At 39.2% G+C, this 20,291-nt stretch carries 18 protein-coding genes; all 18 read right to left on the reverse strand.

Annotated elements, in window-relative coordinates; genetic code table 11:
- Positions 1-117: 117 nt before the first annotated feature.
- Positions 118-984: a sporulation protein YtxC gene (gene ytxC / locus G8761_RS08010; protein WP_166025374.1), complete on the reverse strand. Its 867-nt coding sequence runs from the start codon at positions 982-984 to the stop codon at positions 118-120.
- A 124-nt stretch (positions 985-1,108) separates the two neighbouring features.
- Complete coding sequence (dnaI, locus tag G8761_RS08015) at positions 1,109-2,038, reverse strand: primosomal protein DnaI (RefSeq protein WP_166025375.1); 930 nt, start codon at positions 2,036-2,038, stop codon at positions 1,109-1,111.
- Between the two features lie 13 nt (positions 2,039-2,051).
- A complete protein-coding gene (locus G8761_RS08020; RefSeq protein WP_166025378.1) occupies positions 2,052-3,449 on the reverse strand; it encodes a replication initiation and membrane attachment family protein in 1,398 nt (465 codons plus the stop codon).
- 56 nt (positions 3,450-3,505) lie between these two features.
- On the reverse strand, positions 3,506-3,967 hold the full coding sequence (gene nrdR, locus G8761_RS08025) for a transcriptional regulator NrdR (protein ID WP_166025380.1): 462 nt from the start codon (positions 3,965-3,967) through the stop codon (positions 3,506-3,508).
- Positions 3,968-4,082: 115 nt separating this feature from the next.
- On the reverse strand, positions 4,083-4,481 hold the full coding sequence (locus G8761_RS08030) for a hypothetical protein (protein ID WP_166025382.1): 399 nt from the start codon (positions 4,479-4,481) through the stop codon (positions 4,083-4,085).
- 280 nt (positions 4,482-4,761) lie between these two features.
- Positions 4,762-5,136, reverse strand: coding sequence for an adenosylmethionine decarboxylase (gene speD / locus G8761_RS08035; protein WP_027320232.1), 375 nt, complete (start codon positions 5,134-5,136; stop codon positions 4,762-4,764).
- A gap of 418 nt (positions 5,137-5,554) precedes the next feature.
- Positions 5,555-6,586 (reverse strand): glyceraldehyde-3-phosphate dehydrogenase, encoded by a 1,032-nt coding sequence (locus G8761_RS08040; protein ID WP_166025384.1) that lies wholly within the window; start codon positions 6,584-6,586, stop codon positions 5,555-5,557.
- Positions 6,587-7,047: 461 nt separating this feature from the next.
- Positions 7,048-7,644: a dephospho-CoA kinase gene (gene coaE, locus G8761_RS08045; protein WP_166025386.1), complete on the reverse strand. Its 597-nt coding sequence runs from the start codon at positions 7,642-7,644 to the stop codon at positions 7,048-7,050.
- Positions 7,645-7,663: 19 nt separating this feature from the next.
- A complete protein-coding gene (ytaF, locus tag G8761_RS08050) occupies positions 7,664-8,299 on the reverse strand; it encodes a sporulation membrane protein YtaF (RefSeq protein ID WP_166025388.1) in 636 nt (211 codons plus the stop codon).
- Positions 8,300-8,444: 145 nt separating this feature from the next.
- Complete coding sequence (mutM, locus tag G8761_RS08055) at positions 8,445-9,272, reverse strand: DNA-formamidopyrimidine glycosylase (RefSeq protein ID WP_166025390.1); 828 nt, start codon at positions 9,270-9,272, stop codon at positions 8,445-8,447.
- 36 nt (positions 9,273-9,308) lie between these two features.
- Positions 9,309-11,954: a DNA polymerase I gene (polA, locus tag G8761_RS08060; RefSeq protein ID WP_338000926.1), complete on the reverse strand. Its 2,646-nt coding sequence runs from the start codon at positions 11,952-11,954 to the stop codon at positions 9,309-9,311.
- 338 nt (positions 11,955-12,292) lie between these two features.
- Positions 12,293-14,068 carry a two-component system histidine kinase PnpS gene (pnpS, locus tag G8761_RS08065; protein WP_166025394.1) on the reverse strand — a complete coding sequence of 592 codons (1,776 nt, stop codon included), beginning with the start codon at positions 14,066-14,068 and terminating at the stop codon, positions 12,293-12,295.
- Positions 14,065-14,781, reverse strand: coding sequence for a response regulator transcription factor (locus G8761_RS08070; protein WP_166025396.1), 717 nt, complete (start codon positions 14,779-14,781; stop codon positions 14,065-14,067). Before G8761_RS08070 ends, pnpS begins: the two co-directional genes overlap by 4 nt.
- Positions 14,782-14,998: 217 nt before the next feature.
- Positions 14,999-15,475 carry a MaoC/PaaZ C-terminal domain-containing protein gene (locus G8761_RS08075; protein ID WP_166025398.1) on the reverse strand — a complete coding sequence of 159 codons (477 nt, stop codon included), beginning with the start codon at positions 15,473-15,475 and terminating at the stop codon, positions 14,999-15,001.
- Between the two features lie 120 nt (positions 15,476-15,595).
- Positions 15,596-16,534 carry a malate dehydrogenase gene (gene mdh / locus G8761_RS08080; RefSeq protein ID WP_166025400.1) on the reverse strand — a complete coding sequence of 313 codons (939 nt, stop codon included), beginning with the start codon at positions 16,532-16,534 and terminating at the stop codon, positions 15,596-15,598.
- Positions 16,535-16,662: 128 nt separating this feature from the next.
- Positions 16,663-17,931, reverse strand: a complete 1,269-nt coding sequence (gene icd, locus G8761_RS08085) for an NADP-dependent isocitrate dehydrogenase (protein ID WP_166025402.1) — start codon at positions 17,929-17,931, stop codon at positions 16,663-16,665.
- A 210-nt stretch (positions 17,932-18,141) separates the two neighbouring features.
- Positions 18,142-19,263 carry a citrate synthase gene (citZ, locus tag G8761_RS08090; protein ID WP_166025404.1) on the reverse strand — a complete coding sequence of 374 codons (1,122 nt, stop codon included), beginning with the start codon at positions 19,261-19,263 and terminating at the stop codon, positions 18,142-18,144.
- Positions 19,264-19,782: 519 nt separating this feature from the next.
- A complete protein-coding gene (locus G8761_RS08095; RefSeq protein WP_207789149.1) occupies positions 19,783-20,241 on the reverse strand; it encodes a DUF441 domain-containing protein in 459 nt (152 codons plus the stop codon).
- Positions 20,242-20,291: the final 50 nt, after the last annotated feature.

Raw genomic sequence — 20,291 nt, forward strand, 5'->3', positions numbered from 1 at the left:
TTCTAATTACTATGTACGTAATTATAATTTTTAAGAATGGAAAAATCAAGCGGACAAAAATATTTTTTTAAAAATAGGTGTTATAAGAGTATTTTTTCTGGCTTCCAGCTTAAAATTTCAGTTAGTGTCATTTGCTGCAGAGGTCTGCCTGTCAGCTGTAGTACTTCCAGGAAACTCAGATAGATTCTTAATGACAACCCTTTCTTCAAAAATATTTTGGATTGTCCGAATTAACGGCTGATCTCTATCCTTCGTATAGACATAGATGGACTCAGGTGCAATCGATAGAAGCGGCGCAATCGAAACAGAATCTACATAAACAGGATGATTGATTAGTAATCGCCTGTCGATCATCTTTATCAATTCATTTTTCTTGATAGGAATAAACTGTCCCGTATAAAAGGTAATTTCATCGGCAAAGACAGCATGAATACAGCTATAGGAAGAAGGCTGCCTGGACAAAAAGTCTCTTAAAGTCTGGACAAACATTTGATATTCCTGTTCCATTTTATATTCATCAATGGCTATTTCAGCGTAGTTCTCAAGAAGTTTAAGATATGGACGAAGACGGAATTGGACAAACGAATCAAAAGAGAAGCAAGCATTCTCCACAACCATTTGCCCAACAGCTTCAGGTACTATTTTTTCATCCTCAGGATTGGATAAAAAGGATTTTAGACCCTTTCTGGTTCCTTCCAAAATAGAATAGAAAATGTAAGTTATTTGCTGCTGCTCTTCTGGATCTTCGTAATAAAAACGTTGTTTAAGGACATTTATGAACCAATCATCTTTTTTGGGTCCATATATAAATCGGCAAAGACCATCTGTCAGTACTCTGTCACAGTAATTCGGCAGTGTTATTGTAAATATATATCGATCTTCACCAAGAAGAATTTTTTCTTGTTCCTCTTCCGGCAATTGCTGTTTAATTATTTTAAACAAACTTACTGCATCATTTTTGCTTTGAAAAGTAATTTCGATCAACCAGATCCCCCCATGCTCCCAGAATCTCTGTTTAATGTATATGGGGGATTGTCCGAAATTAGAATGGGGAACGATAGTAAAAAAAACTGCCGCATTTCTTCGGCAGTTTTTTCGGCTTAATATATTAATTCCGCAGATTTGGCCCGTCTATTTGTACTGGCTCTGTTAAATAACGGATACGTTCCATAATCCTCTTTGCTTTCATTTTTTCTTCTTCTCCGCGCTGGCTGTAAGTTAAATGATGCTCAAGCCCCTGAAAATCAAAGTTTGAAGTAAAAAAGGTAGGAAGGTCTTCAAGCATACGGAACTGTAGAATAGGTCCAAGAACTTCATCCCTGGTCCAGCTGGACATAGCCTCGGCACCAATGTCGTCTAACATTAGCACTGGTTCCCTTTTCAGCTTCTCAATTTTTTCATTTAAGGTTGAATCAGCGATAGAGCTCTTCATTTCACGCAGTAATTCTGGCACATAAACAATCATGGAAGAAATTTGATCCTCTGCCAGCTTATTGGCGATAGCACCCAGAAGATAAGACTTTCCAACACCAAATTTCCCATAAAGAAATAAACCTTTTTGTTTTTGCCCCCGCTTGTAATTCATCACAAACGAAGCCGCTTTATCAACAGCGTCCATTTTACCTTCACTGATTTTTAGAGAGTCAAAGGTTGCAGTTAAGATTTCTCTAGGTACGTATATACTTTTAATCAGTTTTTGGTTTTTCTGTTTTTCATCGTGCATGACTTTTCTTGGGCAGCGGTCATACTGAACATCAATGGAGTTTCTATTCAAAACAAGCCTTGGATGATACCCCTGCATGATATTTATACAGCCCTCCAGGCTTGGACAAAGGGTGCATTCTTTACTCTGATTGGTATATTCAAATAGCTTACCAATACTTTTTTCAATCATTTCTGAGGTAATATCGTCCTGGTGCTCCATTAAAAAGTATTTCACATCAGGATGATTTAAGGTATCGCTCCGCATCTTTTCGTATCTCTTTTGAAAATTCTCATTCGAAGCAAGCCTTTTTAATGTCTGGTTAATTCTCTCCATACCCAATCACCTCCTATTTGCGAAGAGCCTTTAACTTTTCTTCAAGGGCCCGTTTCTTCAAATCAATATCATTTTGGTCAGCCGTATTGACCGTAGGTTTATTCTCGGTGGTCTCGTCAAACCAGTCAGGAAGAAATTCAGTCCGAATCGGTTTCTTCTTGGAAGCGGACCTCCCTGCCGTTTTGGTCTCAGTCCAGCTAATGTACTTGCTGTGTTCATTTTTAGCGAGCTCCATTGCTTCTTTTACGGTTTTAACCTGTTTCCTGCTCCAATGGCTTGCCAGCTTTTCTACATAGCCTTTTGTCAGTTTCATATCCGTTTTTAACATAACAAAATGAATAAGTACATTAATAACTCCTGGAAGAAGCTTTTGCTTAAACATGACTTCCTCAATTATTTGCATATCTGACTTCGAAGGATCTCCGCCCCCTGAAAGATCTTTTAAAAATTGGAGAGGTGAAGCTGTTTCCATATAATGCATCAGCTTTTCTTCTTTTGTCTTTGGCTCATCATGGAGAACTTTATGAATAGCAGGCTGGGATCTTTCAATTAAAGATGGAAGATCATCATAGTGTATAAACTGGTACCAGTCTCTGGCTGCCTTTCTTAACTCTTCAACATCTATTTCATTCTCTTCGTCCACAGCACTTAAAACAATATTTTTCATCTGCATGGGGTCGATTCCATATAAAAAAGCTAGGTTACTGATTACATCCTTTACCTTTGGATTTAAAGCTTTTCTTGGAACAAGGGAATCGGTTAAACCAGACAACAGCAGATCAAAGTCAAAGGAAACAGTATTAATTTGTACCCCTTTTTGCCCATGCCTCCCAACAAAAACCTGTTCATCCTCCGCCTCAAGCTCTCTGGAATTATCCTGCATATACTGCATTGAACCTGGAGCTGCTGATGCGTATACATCCTGAAAGGATTTTGTTACTTCTTTATATTCATGCTCGTCTGGTATTTTTTGGTCGCTAAAAAAGCGTTTTAACCGTGCAAAATGATTTTTTCCTATTTTGCGATATAGATAAATATTCAGCATGCCATCAAGGAAAAACTGCTCCGGAGTTAATGGAGGCTGCAGTTCATAGATAAATGCCCGCTCACCATCTTCAGTTTTTACATATGTCTTTATAAGACCGATGCCTTCAAGCTTTAACCGCGCTTCATATATATCTTTCAAATTCATTCCCATTAAATTCATTAAAAGATGATGGGATGAAGATTCGGACCATAAACGATTTGCTTCCAGTTCACCCCAAAGTGTCATGTATAAACTAAAGCAGCTGCTGCCAATTAGCGGCTGATATAAAAACGTCAGGACTTTCCGGTCATACTCATGCAGGAGCCCCTCTGCTGCAACGATGTACCTATCGATAGGAACAAGTTCCTGCCAGTGCTGCGCCATCTTTTTCAAACCTTTCTTAAAGAGTAAAAAAGAGCTAAAGATTGATGCTTCAGCTCTTAGGATTGCCCTCTTTTAATCAATTCCCTTAATTCATCAATAAATACATTAATATCCTTGAACTGGCGATAAACAGAAGCAAAGCGGACATAGGCGACCTCATCGACAGTGGCAAGCCTGTCCATTACCATCTCACCTACTATTTCACTGTTTATCTCGGAGGTTCCCTGGCCTCTCAGTTCTTTTTCTACTTCAGCAGTAATGTCTTCAAGAACTTTTAATGCCACCGGGCGCTTTTCGCAGGCTTTAATCAGCCCGCGCAAAATTTTATCCCGGCTGAACTCTTCGCGTGTTCCTTCTTTTTTAACCACAATTAGCGGTATTTCTTCTATTTTCTCAAAAGTAGTAAATCGGAAACCGCATTCCTCGCATTCACGACGGCGCCGCGTTGCCCGCCCCTCGTCAACCGGACGGGAGTCAAGCACGCGTGTTCCGATATTTTGACATGAAGGGCACTTCATTCCATCAGCTCCATCTTTTCTATAAGAGTTGCGGTAAATGTTAAAAAACCTTTTCTTCAATACGCTTCTTTAATATTATTTTATAAAAAAGAAATAGTTAATACAAGACTTACTATTATACGTTTTTCCCTGCTCCCGTATATGTATGGAGCTTATTGAGTCGGCTGTAATAACCCGCAATCTGCTTCCTTAGAGACGGACGCAAGCCAGTTAGAGACATTTTTTCGGATGATACATTAAAATCCACGGCAGTTTCAAGAGGTTTTACTGAAATCACTGTCGCAATCAGAAAGCTTTGCAATGGAGATTTTACCTCGACTGCTATTTCGCCGTGTTCCTTGGAAACACTGATTATCCTGCAGTTTGGATCATTGCGGAATATTTCTTCAACTGATTGAAAAAGCTTATGAAAATTAGCTTTGTAATAATGAGTCCTTAACTGCTCATCTGTTTGGCCTTCAGCTGTTTCAATTTGTTTTTGATAGCGGCTAAAAATACTGCTAAAAATGCCCATTAACCTCTTCCTTTACGTCTTTTCTTTATATTTTACCTTAAGAACCAATATTAGAAAACTCAGCTTCAGCCAGCTTCTATTGGCGGATACCGTAGTATTACTTACCGGCTCAAAACGGTACGCTATGATTTTTCTTCGTACGAGGCAAAGCTGATGATGCTTTCCTTGTCCTTCCGTCGTGCGTACAGAATTCATGTGTATAAATCTGATTAGTAAATAAAAAGAGGTGTATTCAAAATACACCTCCGTACGTTTCAATTTCACATTATTATTGTTAGAATTAAAGAACTTTTGCCTGCTTCACATGCACAGGACCCATTCCACGAGGAATCTCAATATTTTCGCGTGTTTGTGCATTTAATGCTTCCGCAATAAAGTCAGCAGCAATATTTGGGTTTAAATCTCCACATGTGTAAACATCAATGCTTGCATAACCATGTTCAGGGAAGCTGTGAATTGTTAAATGTGATTCAGAAATAATAACTACTCCGCTTACACCTTGAGGTGCGAATTTATGAAAAGCAACTTCGCGAATTTCAGCACCCGATTTTAAAGCAGCTTCTACAAATGTTTGTTCAATAAAATCCATATCATTCAATTTTTCAAAGTCGCATCCCCATAGTTCGGAAATGACGTGGCGTCCCATTGTTTCCATAATAAATTTCCCCCTCGTACATTTTTGTATCTTCCTGAAACCCTGATATTCACGGTATCTTCTAACTACCACGGGGGAAAGTTAGTCCAGAGAGGTCCTAACCCTTTAAGTAATTAACCTATACCTAATCTCAAGAAGTTCACGTTGACTAGTATACTTTGTTTATATTTTTTTTGCAACCTATCAAATTAAAATTTTTCACATAATTTTTCAAAATAATTTGCACGGGCTTTAAGCAAATAGTGCAGCTGCAGAGCACTGGGTTTGTGCGGAGAATTTTTTCTGCATAGTCAAGCAAAAAATAATGTGTAGACATTTCCGAAACCTCCTGCTTAATAGCTTCCCTTACTGCCTAAAAATCCTATAACGCATAAAATTGCTGCCCTGTTGGACAGCAATTTCTTTTTAAATATTTATATTATCCGACTTTCACCTGTGATTCACTTGCCATTGCTTCAGCAACATACATAGTGAGATCTACTACACGGGATGAATAGCCCCATTCATTGTCATACCAGGCCAAAACCTTCACCTTTTGACCGCCCATAACTAAAGTTGAAAGGCCATCAATAACAGCTGAATGTTCGTTAGTATTGAAATCTACTGAAACTAGAGGCTCAGTAGTAAATCCAAGAATGCCTTTTAATGGTCCCGTTGCTGCCTCAATAAAAGCATCATTGATTTCATCTAAAGTTACTTCCCTCTTTAAATCCACAACCAAATCCACAAGCGATACATTTGGTGTAGGGACACGGAGAGCCATTCCGTGAATTTTCCCTTTGAGCTGAGGAAGAACTAGAGATAATGCCTTTGCAGCACCTGTGGAAGTCGGGATGATTGACTGGCCGCATGCGCGAGCCCTTCTTAAATCCTTATGAGGATTATCAATATTTTTCTGATCGTTTGTATAAGCATGAACAGTTGTCATGAGTCCATTAATTATGCCGAATTTCTCATCAAGTACCTTAGCTACAGGCGCAAGGCAATTGGTTGTACAGGAAGCATTTGAAATAACATGGTGCTTAGTCGGATCCAATTTATTTTCATTAACTCCCATAACAATTGTGATATCTTCATCTTTTCCAGGTGCTGTTAAAATAACCTTTTTGGCTCCCGCTTCAAGATGAAGGCTTGCTTTATCATAAGAATTAAATTTGCCGGTTGCTTCTATTACTATATCAATATTCATTTCCTTCCAAGGGAGCAATTCTGGATTTCTATTATTCAGTAATTGAACTCTTTTGCCATTAACGATCAATTCATTATCTAAAGGAACCACTTCGCCTTCGAACTGGCCATGGGTTGTATCATATTTAATTAAATGCGCTAATGTTTCTGCCGGATAACTAGCATTAATTGCCACTACCTCAAGACTATTTTCAAGAATGGCTTTCCTAAAAACCATTCTTCCAATTCTCCCAAAACCGTTTATTGCTATTCTTGCTTTCATTGTACGGCTCCTTCCGCATTAATGTTATACTTAATCACTTGTATATTTGTAATTAGTATAACATATTTAAAAACTTTTGTGATACTAAAAGAGCGGAATTAACGAAATGTTTTACTATTCTGAATAATATCCCTAGGGGATTGCTGGATATTTAACATTCAGTTGAGAGCAAAGCCATATTTCCACTTATCAAGCTCCAAACGCAACATCACAAGATGCTTTCCTTAGCACTTCCTCTGAAAGACTTCCTTCTCCAGTCCGTCGTGCTTTCATGAGTGATGGATATAAATTTTGATTATGTACAAAGGATGCGAGACACCGTTAGACTAAAGTGCATTTCCCATGAAAAATCTAATTTATTTTAATGGAATATCGATATTCCCCTCCTTTAAAAGCTGCGTTTAACAGGGATACAAACAAAAAAAAGAGAAGGCTATCCTTCTCAATGTGTTATACTATATTCACTTTATCCAGCTTTCCAGGATAGAGTCTAACTGCTTTTTTGTTTCCTCTATCGTACCGTTATTATCAATAACAGCATTTGCCAAATTTATTTTTATCTTTAAATCCATTTGTGACATTATTCTAGCCTCCGCGTCTTCCCTAGATAAACCATTCCTGCTCATCAGCCTCGACAACTGCACTGGGGCATCTACATAAACAAGAATAGTCTTATCAGCCATGTATTCCAAGCGGCTTTCGAATAATAGCGGGATATCCAGAACAACTGCTTTTTCTCCTCTATTAACGGCTATTTCTTTTTTCTCATTCATTCGCCTGCGAACATCAGGGTGAACAATCTCATTTAACACCCGCCGCTTCTCTTCATTATGAAATATTATAGACCCGAGCTTCGGCCTGTCAATACTCCCATCTGGCAGTAGTATATCTGAACCAAAGTTTTCAACGATTTTAAAATATGCAGGTTCTCCTGTTTCCACCGCAAGACGTGCTTCAACATCTGCATCAACAACCGTAATTCCTTTTTCTTTAAACATATTGGATACTGTGCTTTTTCCACTGGCAATACCGCCAGTTAGTCCGATTATTAGTGCCATTGATAAATCCTTTCAGCGATTATAATTTCCATATTCCAATCATAATTAATAATAGTCCTGGAAGGAATGTAAGCTTTTGCACCCAGTCGCATTTTGAGAAAAAGGTGCCGCTCTTGATTCCCGCAATGACGAAAAGCGAACTCATTACTGCAACAGAAGCAGCCAGATAAAAAGGGGGATATCCAAGCATTGCTGCCCCTACCCCTGCCCCAAAAGCATCCATGGACAGTGCTGTTCCAAGCAAAAGTGCTTCTATGCCTGTAATGGTCCCTGATTGGTCAAAGTCAGCGGATAGTGGTCTTTTCAGTATATTAATGACAAGACCCAGAGAACGGATCTCAAAGTTAACTATTGTTTTTTCGCCACTTTCCTGATCTTTGTTTTTTTCTGGCTTAAAAAATTGATATAGTACCCAGGCTCCCAAAATAATAAGGATCATACCGCCAAGTGCCGCTGTAATCCCAGGCGAAAGAATCCTTTGAAGCCCATGCCCTATGGTTACCGCAAGCATAAGGGAGATAGCTGAGCATGCAGCAATAATTAATACAGACTTAAAGGGCATGACCATTTTCCGGAGGCCGTAGGTAAAGCCAACACTAAAACTGTCAAGACTGACAGCAAAAGCGAGAATAAAAAGTGAAAGAATGTGAACCATGAAAATAGCTCCTTCCTGTCAATCATCACGATAGTATATGAAAGGAGCCTTTCCCGTGTCATTCAAAAAGCAACAGCAAAAATTGGGATTATTAAGTTAATGGACATGTACAGGGCAATGGCTATATATTTTGTTCAGCATAAATTTAAAGTTTTTGGCAGTTAGGGCAAAAGTGGGTACCTCTTCCTCCCACAACTGTTTTCTCAATAGGTTTACCGCAGGTTTTACATTCTTCTCCTTTACGGCTGTATACAAGTAAATCAAGCTGAAACATTCCAATTTGTCCCTGTGAATTAACATAGGATCGAATGGTGCTTCCTCCCTTTTCCACTGCCTCACTTAGTGTTGCAATAATTTCCCGGTGCAGCCTGGCTGTTTCCTCCTCCGTAAGTTCCTTAGCGGATCGTTCGGGATGAAGCCCCGCTCTGAAAAGTGCTTCATCAACATAAATATTTCCAAGTCCAACAAGATTTGTTTGATCTAAAAGAGCCGTTTTTAGCTTGCGGTTTGTTTTCTTTAGTCTGCTATTCAGGATTTCAACAGTGAAATCTTCAGAGAAAGGCTCGGGGCCAAGCTGGCTGAGGGGAGGAAAAGAAAATTCCTCCCCTTTCTTGAAAAGATGCATGGTTCCAAATTTCCTAACATCCCTGTATCTTAGCTCGGTTCCATCACTAAAGTAAAAAATAACATGTACATGTTTATCAACAGGTTCGTCTGCTTTATACAGTCCGTATTTTCCTTCCATTCTCAAGTGAGAAACCAAGGCAAAATGGTCAGTGTAAATAATCAGGAATTTACCTCTTCTGCCAATGTCAAGGATGGTTTCTCCTTTTAGGGCATCAATAAACTGCGTGGCCTCTTCAGGCTTCTTAACAATCTTTGGCCAGAGAACAGTGATATCTTTAATTTGTTTGTGAAGAACTAAATGGTGCAGTGTCCTCCTTACCGTTTCAACCTCAGGAAGCTCCGGCATATTAATCTCCTCCTGCTAATTCATCGCTGTTTTTAGTTATTTGGCATCGAACCAGGTTGGACCATAGGAATAATCCACCTTTAGAGGTACTTTTAATTCAATAGCGTTTTCCATGACCTCTGGTACTATTTTTTTCAGTATCTCAATTTCATCCTCTGGTGCTTCGAAGATTAATTCATCGTGCACCTGGAGCAGAAGCCGTGATTTTAAGCCTTGTTCAGCGAGTTTGTCAGCCATATCTATCATAGCTTTCTTGATAATATCCGCTGCACTACCTTGAATTGGCGTATTCATTGCAGTTCTTTCTGCAAAGCTTCTCAGGTTAAAGTTGCGGCTTGTAATCTCTGGAATATATCTTCTTCTCTGCATCAAAGTTGTTACATAGCCTTTTTGCTTTGCAAGCTTAACAATATCATCCATATATTCCTGTACACCAGGATAACTCTGCAGATATCTTTCTATGAACCTTCCTGCTTCTTTCCGTGTAATATTAAGGCTCTGAGACAGTCCAAAATCACTGATTCCATAGACGATTCCAAAGTTTACTGCCTTTGCATGTCGCCTCATATTGGAGGTTACTTCATCTGCGGCAACATGGAAAACTTCCATTGCTGTTTTAGTATGAATATCGAGATCCTCTTTAAAGGCCTGTATTAATTTATCATCATTTGCAATATGGGCAAGCACACGCAGCTCAATCTGTGAATAGTCAGCGGCAAAGATCAGCCAGCCCTCTTCTGAAGGAACAAAGGCCTGTCGAATCTTTTTACCTTCCTCAAGTCTGATAGGGATATTCTGCAAGTTTGGATCGGTAGAGCTTAATCTTCCTGTTTGAGTCAGGGCCTGATTAAATCTGGTATGAACTTTTCCCGATGCAGGGTCTATTACCTTTAAAAGGCCTTCTATATAGGTAGACTGCAATTTTCCGAGCTGTCTATATTCGAGAATTTGTTCGATGATCTCATGATCGCCGGCCAGCTTTTCAAGAACATCCGCCGATGTAGAATAGCCAGTTTTAGTTTTCTTCAGGGCTGGAAGATTTAATTTCTCGAACAAAATTAAGCCTAACTGTTTTGGGGAATTAATATTAAATGATTCCCCAGCAAGCTCAAAAATTCTGCTTTCTATTTCCTTCAGACGCTGGTTAATTTCCTGTCCCTGTTTTTTTAGCCTTTCAACATCTACCTTGATGCCGGTATATTCCATGTCGGCTAAAATAAGTGAGAGGGGCATTTCAAGCTCGCGAAACAATTCTTCCTGCTGATTCTCAATTAATTCTTTTTCAAGCTTTTCCCTCAATTCTTGCATTGCCAGGCTTTTTCTGACAAGATGCTCTGCAAGCTTCTCCTCTTCCGGAATTCTTCGCTTTGCACCTTTTCCATAAAAACTTTCATCTGAATCCACAAGATTTATTCCATATCTTTTTGTAATGGATGCGATATCCTCTATGCCTTCAGAAGGGTTAAGAATATATGGAGCAATAAATACATCAAAGGTACTTCCTTTTAAATGGATTCCTCGCTTTCTGAGTGAAACCTCAGACCTTTTCGCATCATAAACTGTTTTAGTTTTGCTTTCGTCCTCAGCCCATTCCTTAAATACAGGGGATTTTAACGCTGCTTCTGCAGGCAGGAAATAATGACCCGTTTCATTGACAAGCGAAAAGCCAATTATATCTGCAGTTTGATAATTATCCTCCAGCATTTCTACATAAAAGTAATTGTCATCAGTAAACATGCCGGCATTAATATCATTTTCATTTACAATGACAAACTCAATCTCTTCCATATCTTCCTTTTGAAGCTCAACTGGCTCATCGCCAAGCTTGTCCAGCAACGAATTAAAGCCGAGTTCTTTAAACAGCGGAATCAGCTTTTCACGTATCATTCCCTCATACTCCAGCTCGCTCAAATTAACCTCTACAGGTGCTTCTCTTGTGATTGTAGCGAGTTCCTTGCTCATGATAGCCTGTTCTTTAAATTCTGAGAGCTTTTCTTTAAGTTTATTGCCGCTTACGCTCTCAATTGAATTTAAAAGATTTTCTACCGTTGAAAATTCCTTTAATAGCTTAATTGCTGTTTTTTCTCCAACACCCGGAACACCAGGAATGTTATCGGAGGGGTCTCCCATCAGACCTTTCATATCAATAATTTGATCAGGGGTTAACCCATATTTCTCTTTAATATGCTCCGGAGTATATTCTTCAATATCTGTAATCCCTTTTCGGGTAATTCCAACCCTGGTCTTATCCGAGGCCAGCTGTGTTAAGTCCTTGTCACCGGAAATTACCCGAACTTCGAAGCCCTCTTTTTCTCCAAGAAGGGACAATGTACCAATAATATCATCAGCTTCATAGTTTTCGAGCTGATATCGTGAAATCCCGTACGAATCAAGGAGCTCCTGAATAAATGGAAATTGTTCGGATAATTCAGAAGGAGTTTTTTGCCTTCCGCCTTTATACTCGCTAAAGGTCTTATGTCGGAATGTTGTTTTACCAGCATCAAAAGCAACCAGGATATGGGTTGGTTTTTCGTCCTCCAGAATTTTCATTAACATCATTGCAAAACCGTATACTGCATTTGTATGTATTCCCTTATCGTTATTAAGCAGCGGCAGGGCAAAAAAAGCACGGTAAGCTATACTGTTTCCGTCTATAAGAACCAATTTCTTTTTTTCCATAATGTTTCCTCCTGATATAATCGTTTATTAAGCCATCTATTTAAAAGGAATTATTCTTTGATGCAGTTTCCTTAATATTTTATCATGATAGGAAAGGGAAAGGAAAATTGAGGGTTTAAGGAAATTCCAAAGGGATAGTTTAACGACGTATGGATTGCTACGCCTATAAGGTTAGTGAGTTTCAATAAAATGAAAGAGCGAAAGCGGGGTCTGCTTTCGCTCTTTCTTGTTTGGCTCCTAGGATGAAGGGGCTTACAGCTATTATCTTACAGAAGAAGTATTAATAGAAAATGAATTCTCTGTAAAGATTCTGTAAATTTTCCCTTCCTCCACTAAAGCCATTACTTCAATTTCCTCGGACAATCCCTAAATAATTCGATCGTAAATTGACTTCCAGTCCCAACCTTGCTTTTAACAGTTATATTACCTTGATGGGCTTCAACAATGTGCTTTACGATTGCCAGTCCGAGGCCTGTTCCGCCGGAGTTTCGGCTTCTCGCCCTGTCTATTCTATAAAACCTTTCAAATATCCTCGGTATTTCCTCTTTTTCTATCCCAATTCCAGTGTCTTTTACGCTTACATAAACTTTTTCTTTGACTCCCTGGATTTTCACTTTTACATTTCCGTTGGTTGGAGTATAAGCAATGGCATTGGTTATAAGGTTTATAAACACTTGTTTCAGCCGGTATACATCGCCTTCTATAAATAGCTCCTCTTCCGAACACTCTAATTGCAGCTCTATTTCTTTAGAATCAGCTTTGTTTCTTAACATAGTCATGACTTCCTCAATAATAGCCAGCAGATTAAACTGGGTGATATTAAGTGCGAAGCCATGCTGTTCTATCTTTGAAAGATCAAGCAAGTCCTGTATTAACGATTGAAGCCTGTCGCTTTCTTTTAAAATTATCGACAAAAAAGCCTCCAAGGTTTCTTTGTTATCCATGGCCCCTTCAAGAAGAGTCTCCGAAAATCCTTTAATAGAAGTTACAGGCGTTTTTAATTCATGAGATACATTCGCTACGAAATCTTTTCTCATCTGTTCCAATTTTTTCAGTTCGGTAATATCATGGAAAACCAGCAATACACCTTTCCATACATGATTTGAACCGATTATTGGAACACCATATACCTGAAAGGATCTTCTTTCAATTCCAATGTTAAGATACATCTGCCTGCTGGCTTTTTGCTCGGTCATAAAGATTTCTTCTATTAGTCTGCATATTTCTTTATGTTCAATAACTTCATAATAAAGCTGATATAAATAATCTGACGGATTGATATGAAAAATTTCCTTGTAACCCTTGTTAATTAGATTTATATACCCCCGGCTATCTATAAGAATAAGTCCGCTTCCCATATTTTCTATCAGGGCGCTAAGCCTGTCCTGCTGCATTTCCTGCGCTCTAACCATTTCCTCAAGATTTCGGGCAAGCACATTTATAGATGAACTAAGCATTCCGGTTTCATCTATACTATCCTCATATGTCCTTGCTCTATAATTTCCTTTTGCCAATTCGATCGCAACCTGGGTAGCGGATTCAATTGGTTTCGCATATCTCGCAGCAACCCTCGATCCCAGCAGGAAAATGACAGCCAGGGCAATTCCAAGGCTAGCCGAGATAAGCCACCATATACCTCTGTAAGCCTTTTTGAGTTCACCTGTTTCCGTACTGATAAACAAATAGCCAGTAGTTTTGTGGTTTTCTATGATTGGTTTCCAGTAATAATGAAGGTCCGTTCCATCCTGAACGTCAAGCCTGATTTGCCGCGAGGACTTTTTGGGGATGGATTTTTTTATTATATCCTCATGAAGACCTTCCTGGGCCCCCTCTGTTTTTCCTGTATCTATTAAAATTTTTCCCTGACGGTCTGTAAGAGTAATCCTTGTCTCCAGCATGTTGCTGATTTCATTAATGTCCTTCCTACTAAAAGAAGAAATACCGCCTTTATCAATAATCTCCTTTTCTAACAGGGCTGTTTCCTTTTTCAGCCTCTCATTAAAAGAGTGAACATAATAATTTTTGAACAATTGTCCCAGCAGGATGCCAAGCCCTAAAAATACACCTGCGATTAATGTAATAATAGCTATAAGAAGCTTTGTGCGAAATCTGGTCATTCCCCTTTGGGCTCCTCCAGCTTATATCCAAGTCCACGGATTGTTTTGATATAGGCTGGCCTTTTGGTGTCAACCTCAATTTTTTCCCTAAGATGAGAAACATGGACATCCACAATTCTTGTATCCCCTGCAAAATCGTAATTCCAGACAGCACTTAACAGCTGGTCCCTTGTTAATACACGGTTTTTATTCTGAGCCAGGAATAAAAGAAGCTCAAACTCTTTTAAGGTCAGTTCCAGGGTCTCTCCTTTAAACACGGCAACGTATTGGTCTGGGAATAAATGAAGATCTCCGATAATAATTGTACCTTCACTTACTGTTTCTGCCTCGTTCGTTTCAGACGGATTCTGTGTTCTCCTAAGAATTGCTTTTACCCTTGCAATTACCTCTCTCGGACTGAACGGTTTTATCATATAATCGTCTGCACCCAGTTCAAGGCCAAGAATTTTATCTAATTCATCGTCTTTTGCTGTAAGCATTAAAATAGGAGTCATGACTCTTTGCTGCCGCAGTTCCTTGCAGACTTCCATTCCATCCATCTTAGGAAGCATTAAATCAAGGACAATAATGTTTGGCTTTTCTTTCAGAGCAAGTTCTTTTCCTTCCTCGCCATCCATCGCTGTAATCACATCAAAACCTGCCTGCTCCAAATTATACTGTAGCAAGGTAACAATTGATTGCTCATCATCAACAACAAGCACTTTGTTTTTCATAAAAGCCTCCACTAAAAGAATTAACCCCTTTTTGTACCCCTTCACAACTATAATATAATAAATAAAAGAAATAGGGCAACGTGGAGAAGCATGGTTTGAACTTGATGCAGTTTAATACTGTTACAGCTAAACCATAAAAAGCCATTTAGGAATAAGCTGTAAGGACGCAAAAAGGCAGGACACCCCATCCTGGAGCCCTGCCTTAGCAAGCGAAGAATTAAAAGTTATCAAGTGCTCCGCCATCCATTGTCCGCAGCTTAAATGGTGGGCACACTTTTATATGGCCTTCTATTACCTTTTCATTTTTATCATTTTCAGCCGAAACTTTAATGACAACCGAATGGTTCTTCTTGTCAACTTCGGTTACTTCAAAAAGAAACTCTACCGTTCCATAGTGGAAAACAGGTTTCGGAAACTCGAGTTGCTGGCTTAAAATATGGCTTCCCGGTCCTGGCAAATACCTTGAAACAGCTGAGGTTATCATACCTGTAAGCATTATACTGGGGACAATTGGCTTTAGATAAGGTGTCTGTGATGCATAATCATGCTGGATATATAAAGGGTTGGCATCATCTGTTAATCCAAGGTATAAAAGAAGATCTTTATCTTCTATTTTTTCCGTAAAGGATAGTTTCTCGCCAACAGACATTTCCTCTATTCTTCTGCCAATCTTTCTTTTCTTTCCCAATACCATATCAGTCTCACCTCATATTTCGTAAACGTTTACAACTTAACAGAAGTAAAAATTCGGGGCTGTATTTCTCCCCGAATTTTTTCGTTGTATCTTTCGCCGATGGCAGTTTGTAAACTTTTATTATGCTAAAACAGCCATTACATTACGTACCGCATCCGCCGATTTGTCTAATGCTGCTTTTTCATCTTCCTTGAGTTCAAGCTCAATTACCTTTTCAATACCATTTCCGCCAAGGATTGTTGGCACACCAAGGTAAATTCCATCATATCCATATTCACCTTTAAGATAAGCAATGGTAGGAAGAACGCGGCGCTGGTCTTTTAGAATTGCTTCGCACATTTCAACAAGGGAAGCTGCAGGTGCATAATAGGCACTTCCGTTACCCAGAAGGTTAACAATTTCACCGCCGCCTTTGCGTGTACGTTCAACTATAGCATCAAGACGCTCTTTTGGAATTAAAGTTTCTAAAGGAATGCCTCCAGCATAGGAGTATCGTACAAGAGGAACCATATCGTCTCCATGTCCGCCAAGAACAAATCCTGTAACGTCTTTTACCGATAGGTTTAATTCTTGAGCAACAAATGTTCGGAAACGCGCAGTATCCAGCACTCCTGATTGACCAATTACACGATTCTTAGGGAAACCAGATTCTTTAAATACTGTATAAGTCATAGCATCAACAGGATTTGTTAATACCACAATCGTACAGTTAGGAGAATACTTCACAATCTCCTGTGTTACACTTTTCATTACCTTTTGATTTGTTTGAACTAAATCATCACGACTCATTCCAGGTTTGCGGGCGATACCAGCAGTAATGACAACAATATCGGAATCACGAGTATCTTCGTAATTGGCAGTACCAGTGATATTTGCATCAAATCCTTGGACTGGACTAGCCTCAAGCATATCTAATGCTTTCCCTTTTGTAGGGTTTTCAGCCTGTGGGATATCAACTAAAACCACATCGCCAAGCTCTTTCTGGGCAAGTAAAAATGCAGTTGTTGCTCCAGTGAATCCTCCACCAATAACTGATACCTTTTTACGTGTATTCGTCATCTTATTCTCCTCCTTGAATGAAAGTAAATATGGCAGGTATAAAAAGCATCTTATGTAAAGGGGCCTCTGCGAAAAAGGCCCCTTTTAAATAGAAACATTTATTTTATGGTATTAAGCGGGATAACTTCTTATTCCATGTTCTTGATAAGTTCGTCGCCGAACTCAGAAGCTTTAACCTCAGTCGCTCCATCCATCAATCTTGCAAAGTCATAAGTTACAACTTTAGAAGCTATTGTTTTTTCCATGGACTTCACGATAAGGTTTGCAGCTTCGTTCCAGCCAAGGTGTTCTAACATAAGAACTCCTGAAAGTATAACTGAAGATGGATTAACTTTGTCCAATCCTGCATATTTTGGAGCTGTACCGTGCGTTGCTTCAAAAATAGCATGGCCAGTTTCATAATTGATATTTGCTCCAGGAGCAATACCAATTCCGCCAACCTGTGCTGCAAGAGCATCAGAAATATAATCTCCATTCAGATTCATTGTAGCAACCACGTCAAACTCTTTTGGACGTGTAAGGATTTGCTGTAGGAAAATATCAGCGATTGCATCTTTAACGATAAGTTTTCCTGCTGCTTCAGCCTCAGACTGTGCTTTGTTGGCAGCTTCTGAACCCTGCTCTTCTTTAATGCGGTCATATTGAGCCCAAGTAAATACCTTGTCCCCAAATTCCTTTTCAGCGAGCTCGTAACCCCAGTTTTTAAATGCGCCTTCTGTAAATTTCATGATATTCCCTTTATGTACTAAAGTTAAAGATTTGCGGCCTTCTTTAAGAGCATAGTTAATGGCAGCACGTACAAGGCGGGTAGTTCCTTCCTCAGAAACCGGCTTAATACCAATACCAGACGTCTCTGGGAATCTTATTTTATTAACTCCCATTTCATTTTGAAGGAAGCTGATTACTTTTTTAACTGCTTCAGATCCTTTTTCATACTCAATACCAGCATAGATATCTTCAGTGTTCTCACGGAAAATAACCATATCAGTATCCTCTGGACGTTTTACAGGAGAAGGAACTCCTTCAAACCATCTTACAGGACGTAAGCATACGAATAGATCTAATTCCTGGCGCAGAGCAACGTTTAGGGAACGGATTCCTCCGCCTACAGGAGTTGTTAAAGGACCCTTGATAGCAATCAAATACTCATTTATGACATCAAGTGTTTCCTTTGGAAGCCATTCACCTGTTTGATTGAACGCTTTTTCACCTGCTAAAACTTCTTTCCAGACAAATTTGCGTTCTCCCTTATATGCCTTTTCAACCGCTGCATCAAGTACACGTACAGAAGCTGCCCAGATATCAGGACCAGTTCCGTCTCCCTCGATGAATGGAATAACTGGATTGTTTGGTACGTTTAATACACCGTTTGTTACCGTAATTTTTTCACCTTGCATAGTTTATTTCTCCCTCCAATGTCAGTAAAAAAGTGGATCTCCGGCTCATAGCTTGTCCAGTAAAGGCCAAACCCGGAATAGTTTATTCCTTTCTGCCTCAAGATTCACCACTGCTGTTATCTTATACTTAATCAAAGGTTAGGAGGCAAAAGCCCCTAACCTTTTACCGTACATTCTAATTACATCAATTTTTTCGAAAAAAGTAAAATATTAAAGCCCTCTGTCTTCAACAGGCACGTATTTCTGCATTCCTGGACCTGTATATTCTGCACGCGGACGAATCAGGCGGTTGTTTTCATATTGCTCAAGAATATGAGCAAGCCATCCTGATACACGGCTTACAGCAAAAATTGGCGTGAACAGATCATGGTCAATACCAAGACTGTGGTACATGGATGCAGAATAGAAGTCCACATTTGGCGGAAGATTCTTTTCGCTTGTCACAATTGCCTCAATTTTTGTAGACATATCAAACCAGTGTGGCTCGCCAGTAAGCTTTGTAAGCCTCTCGGACATTTCCCTTAAATGCTTAGCACGAGGATCACCCAAACGGTATACTCTGTGGCCAAATCCCATAATTTTCTCTTTGTTGTTTAGTTTTTCACGGATAGCAGGCTCTACATTTTCAACCGTTCCAATTTCCTTAAGCATTTTCATAACAGCCTCATTAGCACCGCCATGAAGAGGCCCTTTTAACGCTCCTATAGCTGCTGTAATACCTGAATAAATATCCGATAAAGTAGCAACACAGACACGAGCAGTAAATGTAGATGCATTCAATTCGTGATCTGCATGAAGCACTAATGCTTTATTTAATGCTTCAACGGCGATAGCTTCAGGCTCTTTTCCAGACAGCATATACAGGAAGTTAGCGGCAAAATCCAAATCTTTTCTTGGCGCAACTGGCTCCAGGCCTTTTCGGACCCTGGCAAAAGCTGCCACGATCGCAGGCATTTTAGCCTGAAGGCGGATGGCTTTTCTTAGATTTGCATCTTCCTCCATTACGTCAGCCTCTTCATCATATAGTCCAAGCAGTGAAACAGCAGATCTAAGCGCTGCCATCGGATGCACTTTTTGGATTGGGTACATTTTAAAGTGCTCCAGCAATTCTTTTGGAAGCTCCATATTTTCAGCAAGCTGCTGCTTTAATTCCTTTAGTTCAGTCAATGTTGGAAGTTTACGGTGCCATAGCAGGTAAATAACTTCTTCGAAACTGGCATTGTCCGCAAGATCATCGATATTATAGCCTACATAGGTAAGCGTATCATCGATAATTGAACTGATGGATGAAGTTGTTGCCACTACCCCTTCAAGACCCCTTGTTACTGTCATAAAAATCTCTCCTTTTATTCGTATTTCCCCATTACCCATTTGTCTGTTTAAACATCTATCGGCTAAAAAGCAGCCAAGCCGTTTATTTGCTTGCAGAATGCCTTTTCATATCTTCGGGCCAGCTGAGCACCTTTATTAAATGAAGAAGGTTTGGATCCTGTCGATCCACAGACCGATGAATAACTTCTTTTTACCCCTTCTCAAAATCTTTTAATCTGGTAACCTTAGTCGAGCGTTCGCTCGGGAAACGATTAAATGTTTACATGGAATAAATACTATTCCCATGTAATATAACAAATAAATAAAGTATATGTAAAAAAGGATGCGCTTACAAGAACTATTATAAACAATTATCTGATTTTTGTGAATGGAAAAGCACCAAAAAAACAAAAAATTATTATTTTACAAGAAAAGCAATGTTACTCTTTTTAGGAAATAAAAGGGAAAGAGACCTATTTTTTCATTGCAGGAACAGCCTCTTTCCTTAATTTTTTTATTGGTTTGCCCCCGAAATATGGGCTACTTTATAAAATCAATGATCCTCATGGCCGTATAAGCTATCCCTGCACCTATCAGGGGGCCAACCGCTACACCTTTAAACACAGAAACAGCAAGAATAGTTCCCATAACCAAAGCTGTTGTAATCTGAGGGTCTTCTGACAATAAAGAAACTCCTCCCTTCGCAAGCATTGCAACAACAATTCCGGAAATAAGTGCTATCCAAGCAAAAGGTGACCTAAAAGAACTGGATAAATCCCGAAAGCCTATTTCCCCGCTTGCTATGGGAGCTAGTACAGCGATTGTAATGATAGTTACACCCCAGTTTATTCCTTTAGACTGCAAAAAAGAAAATGATTTCCCCTCCAATCCAATAATTTTTAATAAAATTAAAACACCAACAGCTATCATTAAAGATTGATTTTTTGCAATTAATCCAATGACCAAGAGCATAATCAGAAAAACAATTGGCTGGCTCATGATTTTTTACTCCTTTCATACAACAACTAATTATTTCACCATAATTTATC

The organism is Neobacillus terrae (assembly GCF_011393025.1).
Classification (GTDB): Bacteria; Bacillota; Bacilli; order Bacillales; family Cytobacillaceae; genus Neobacillus_A; species Neobacillus_A terrae.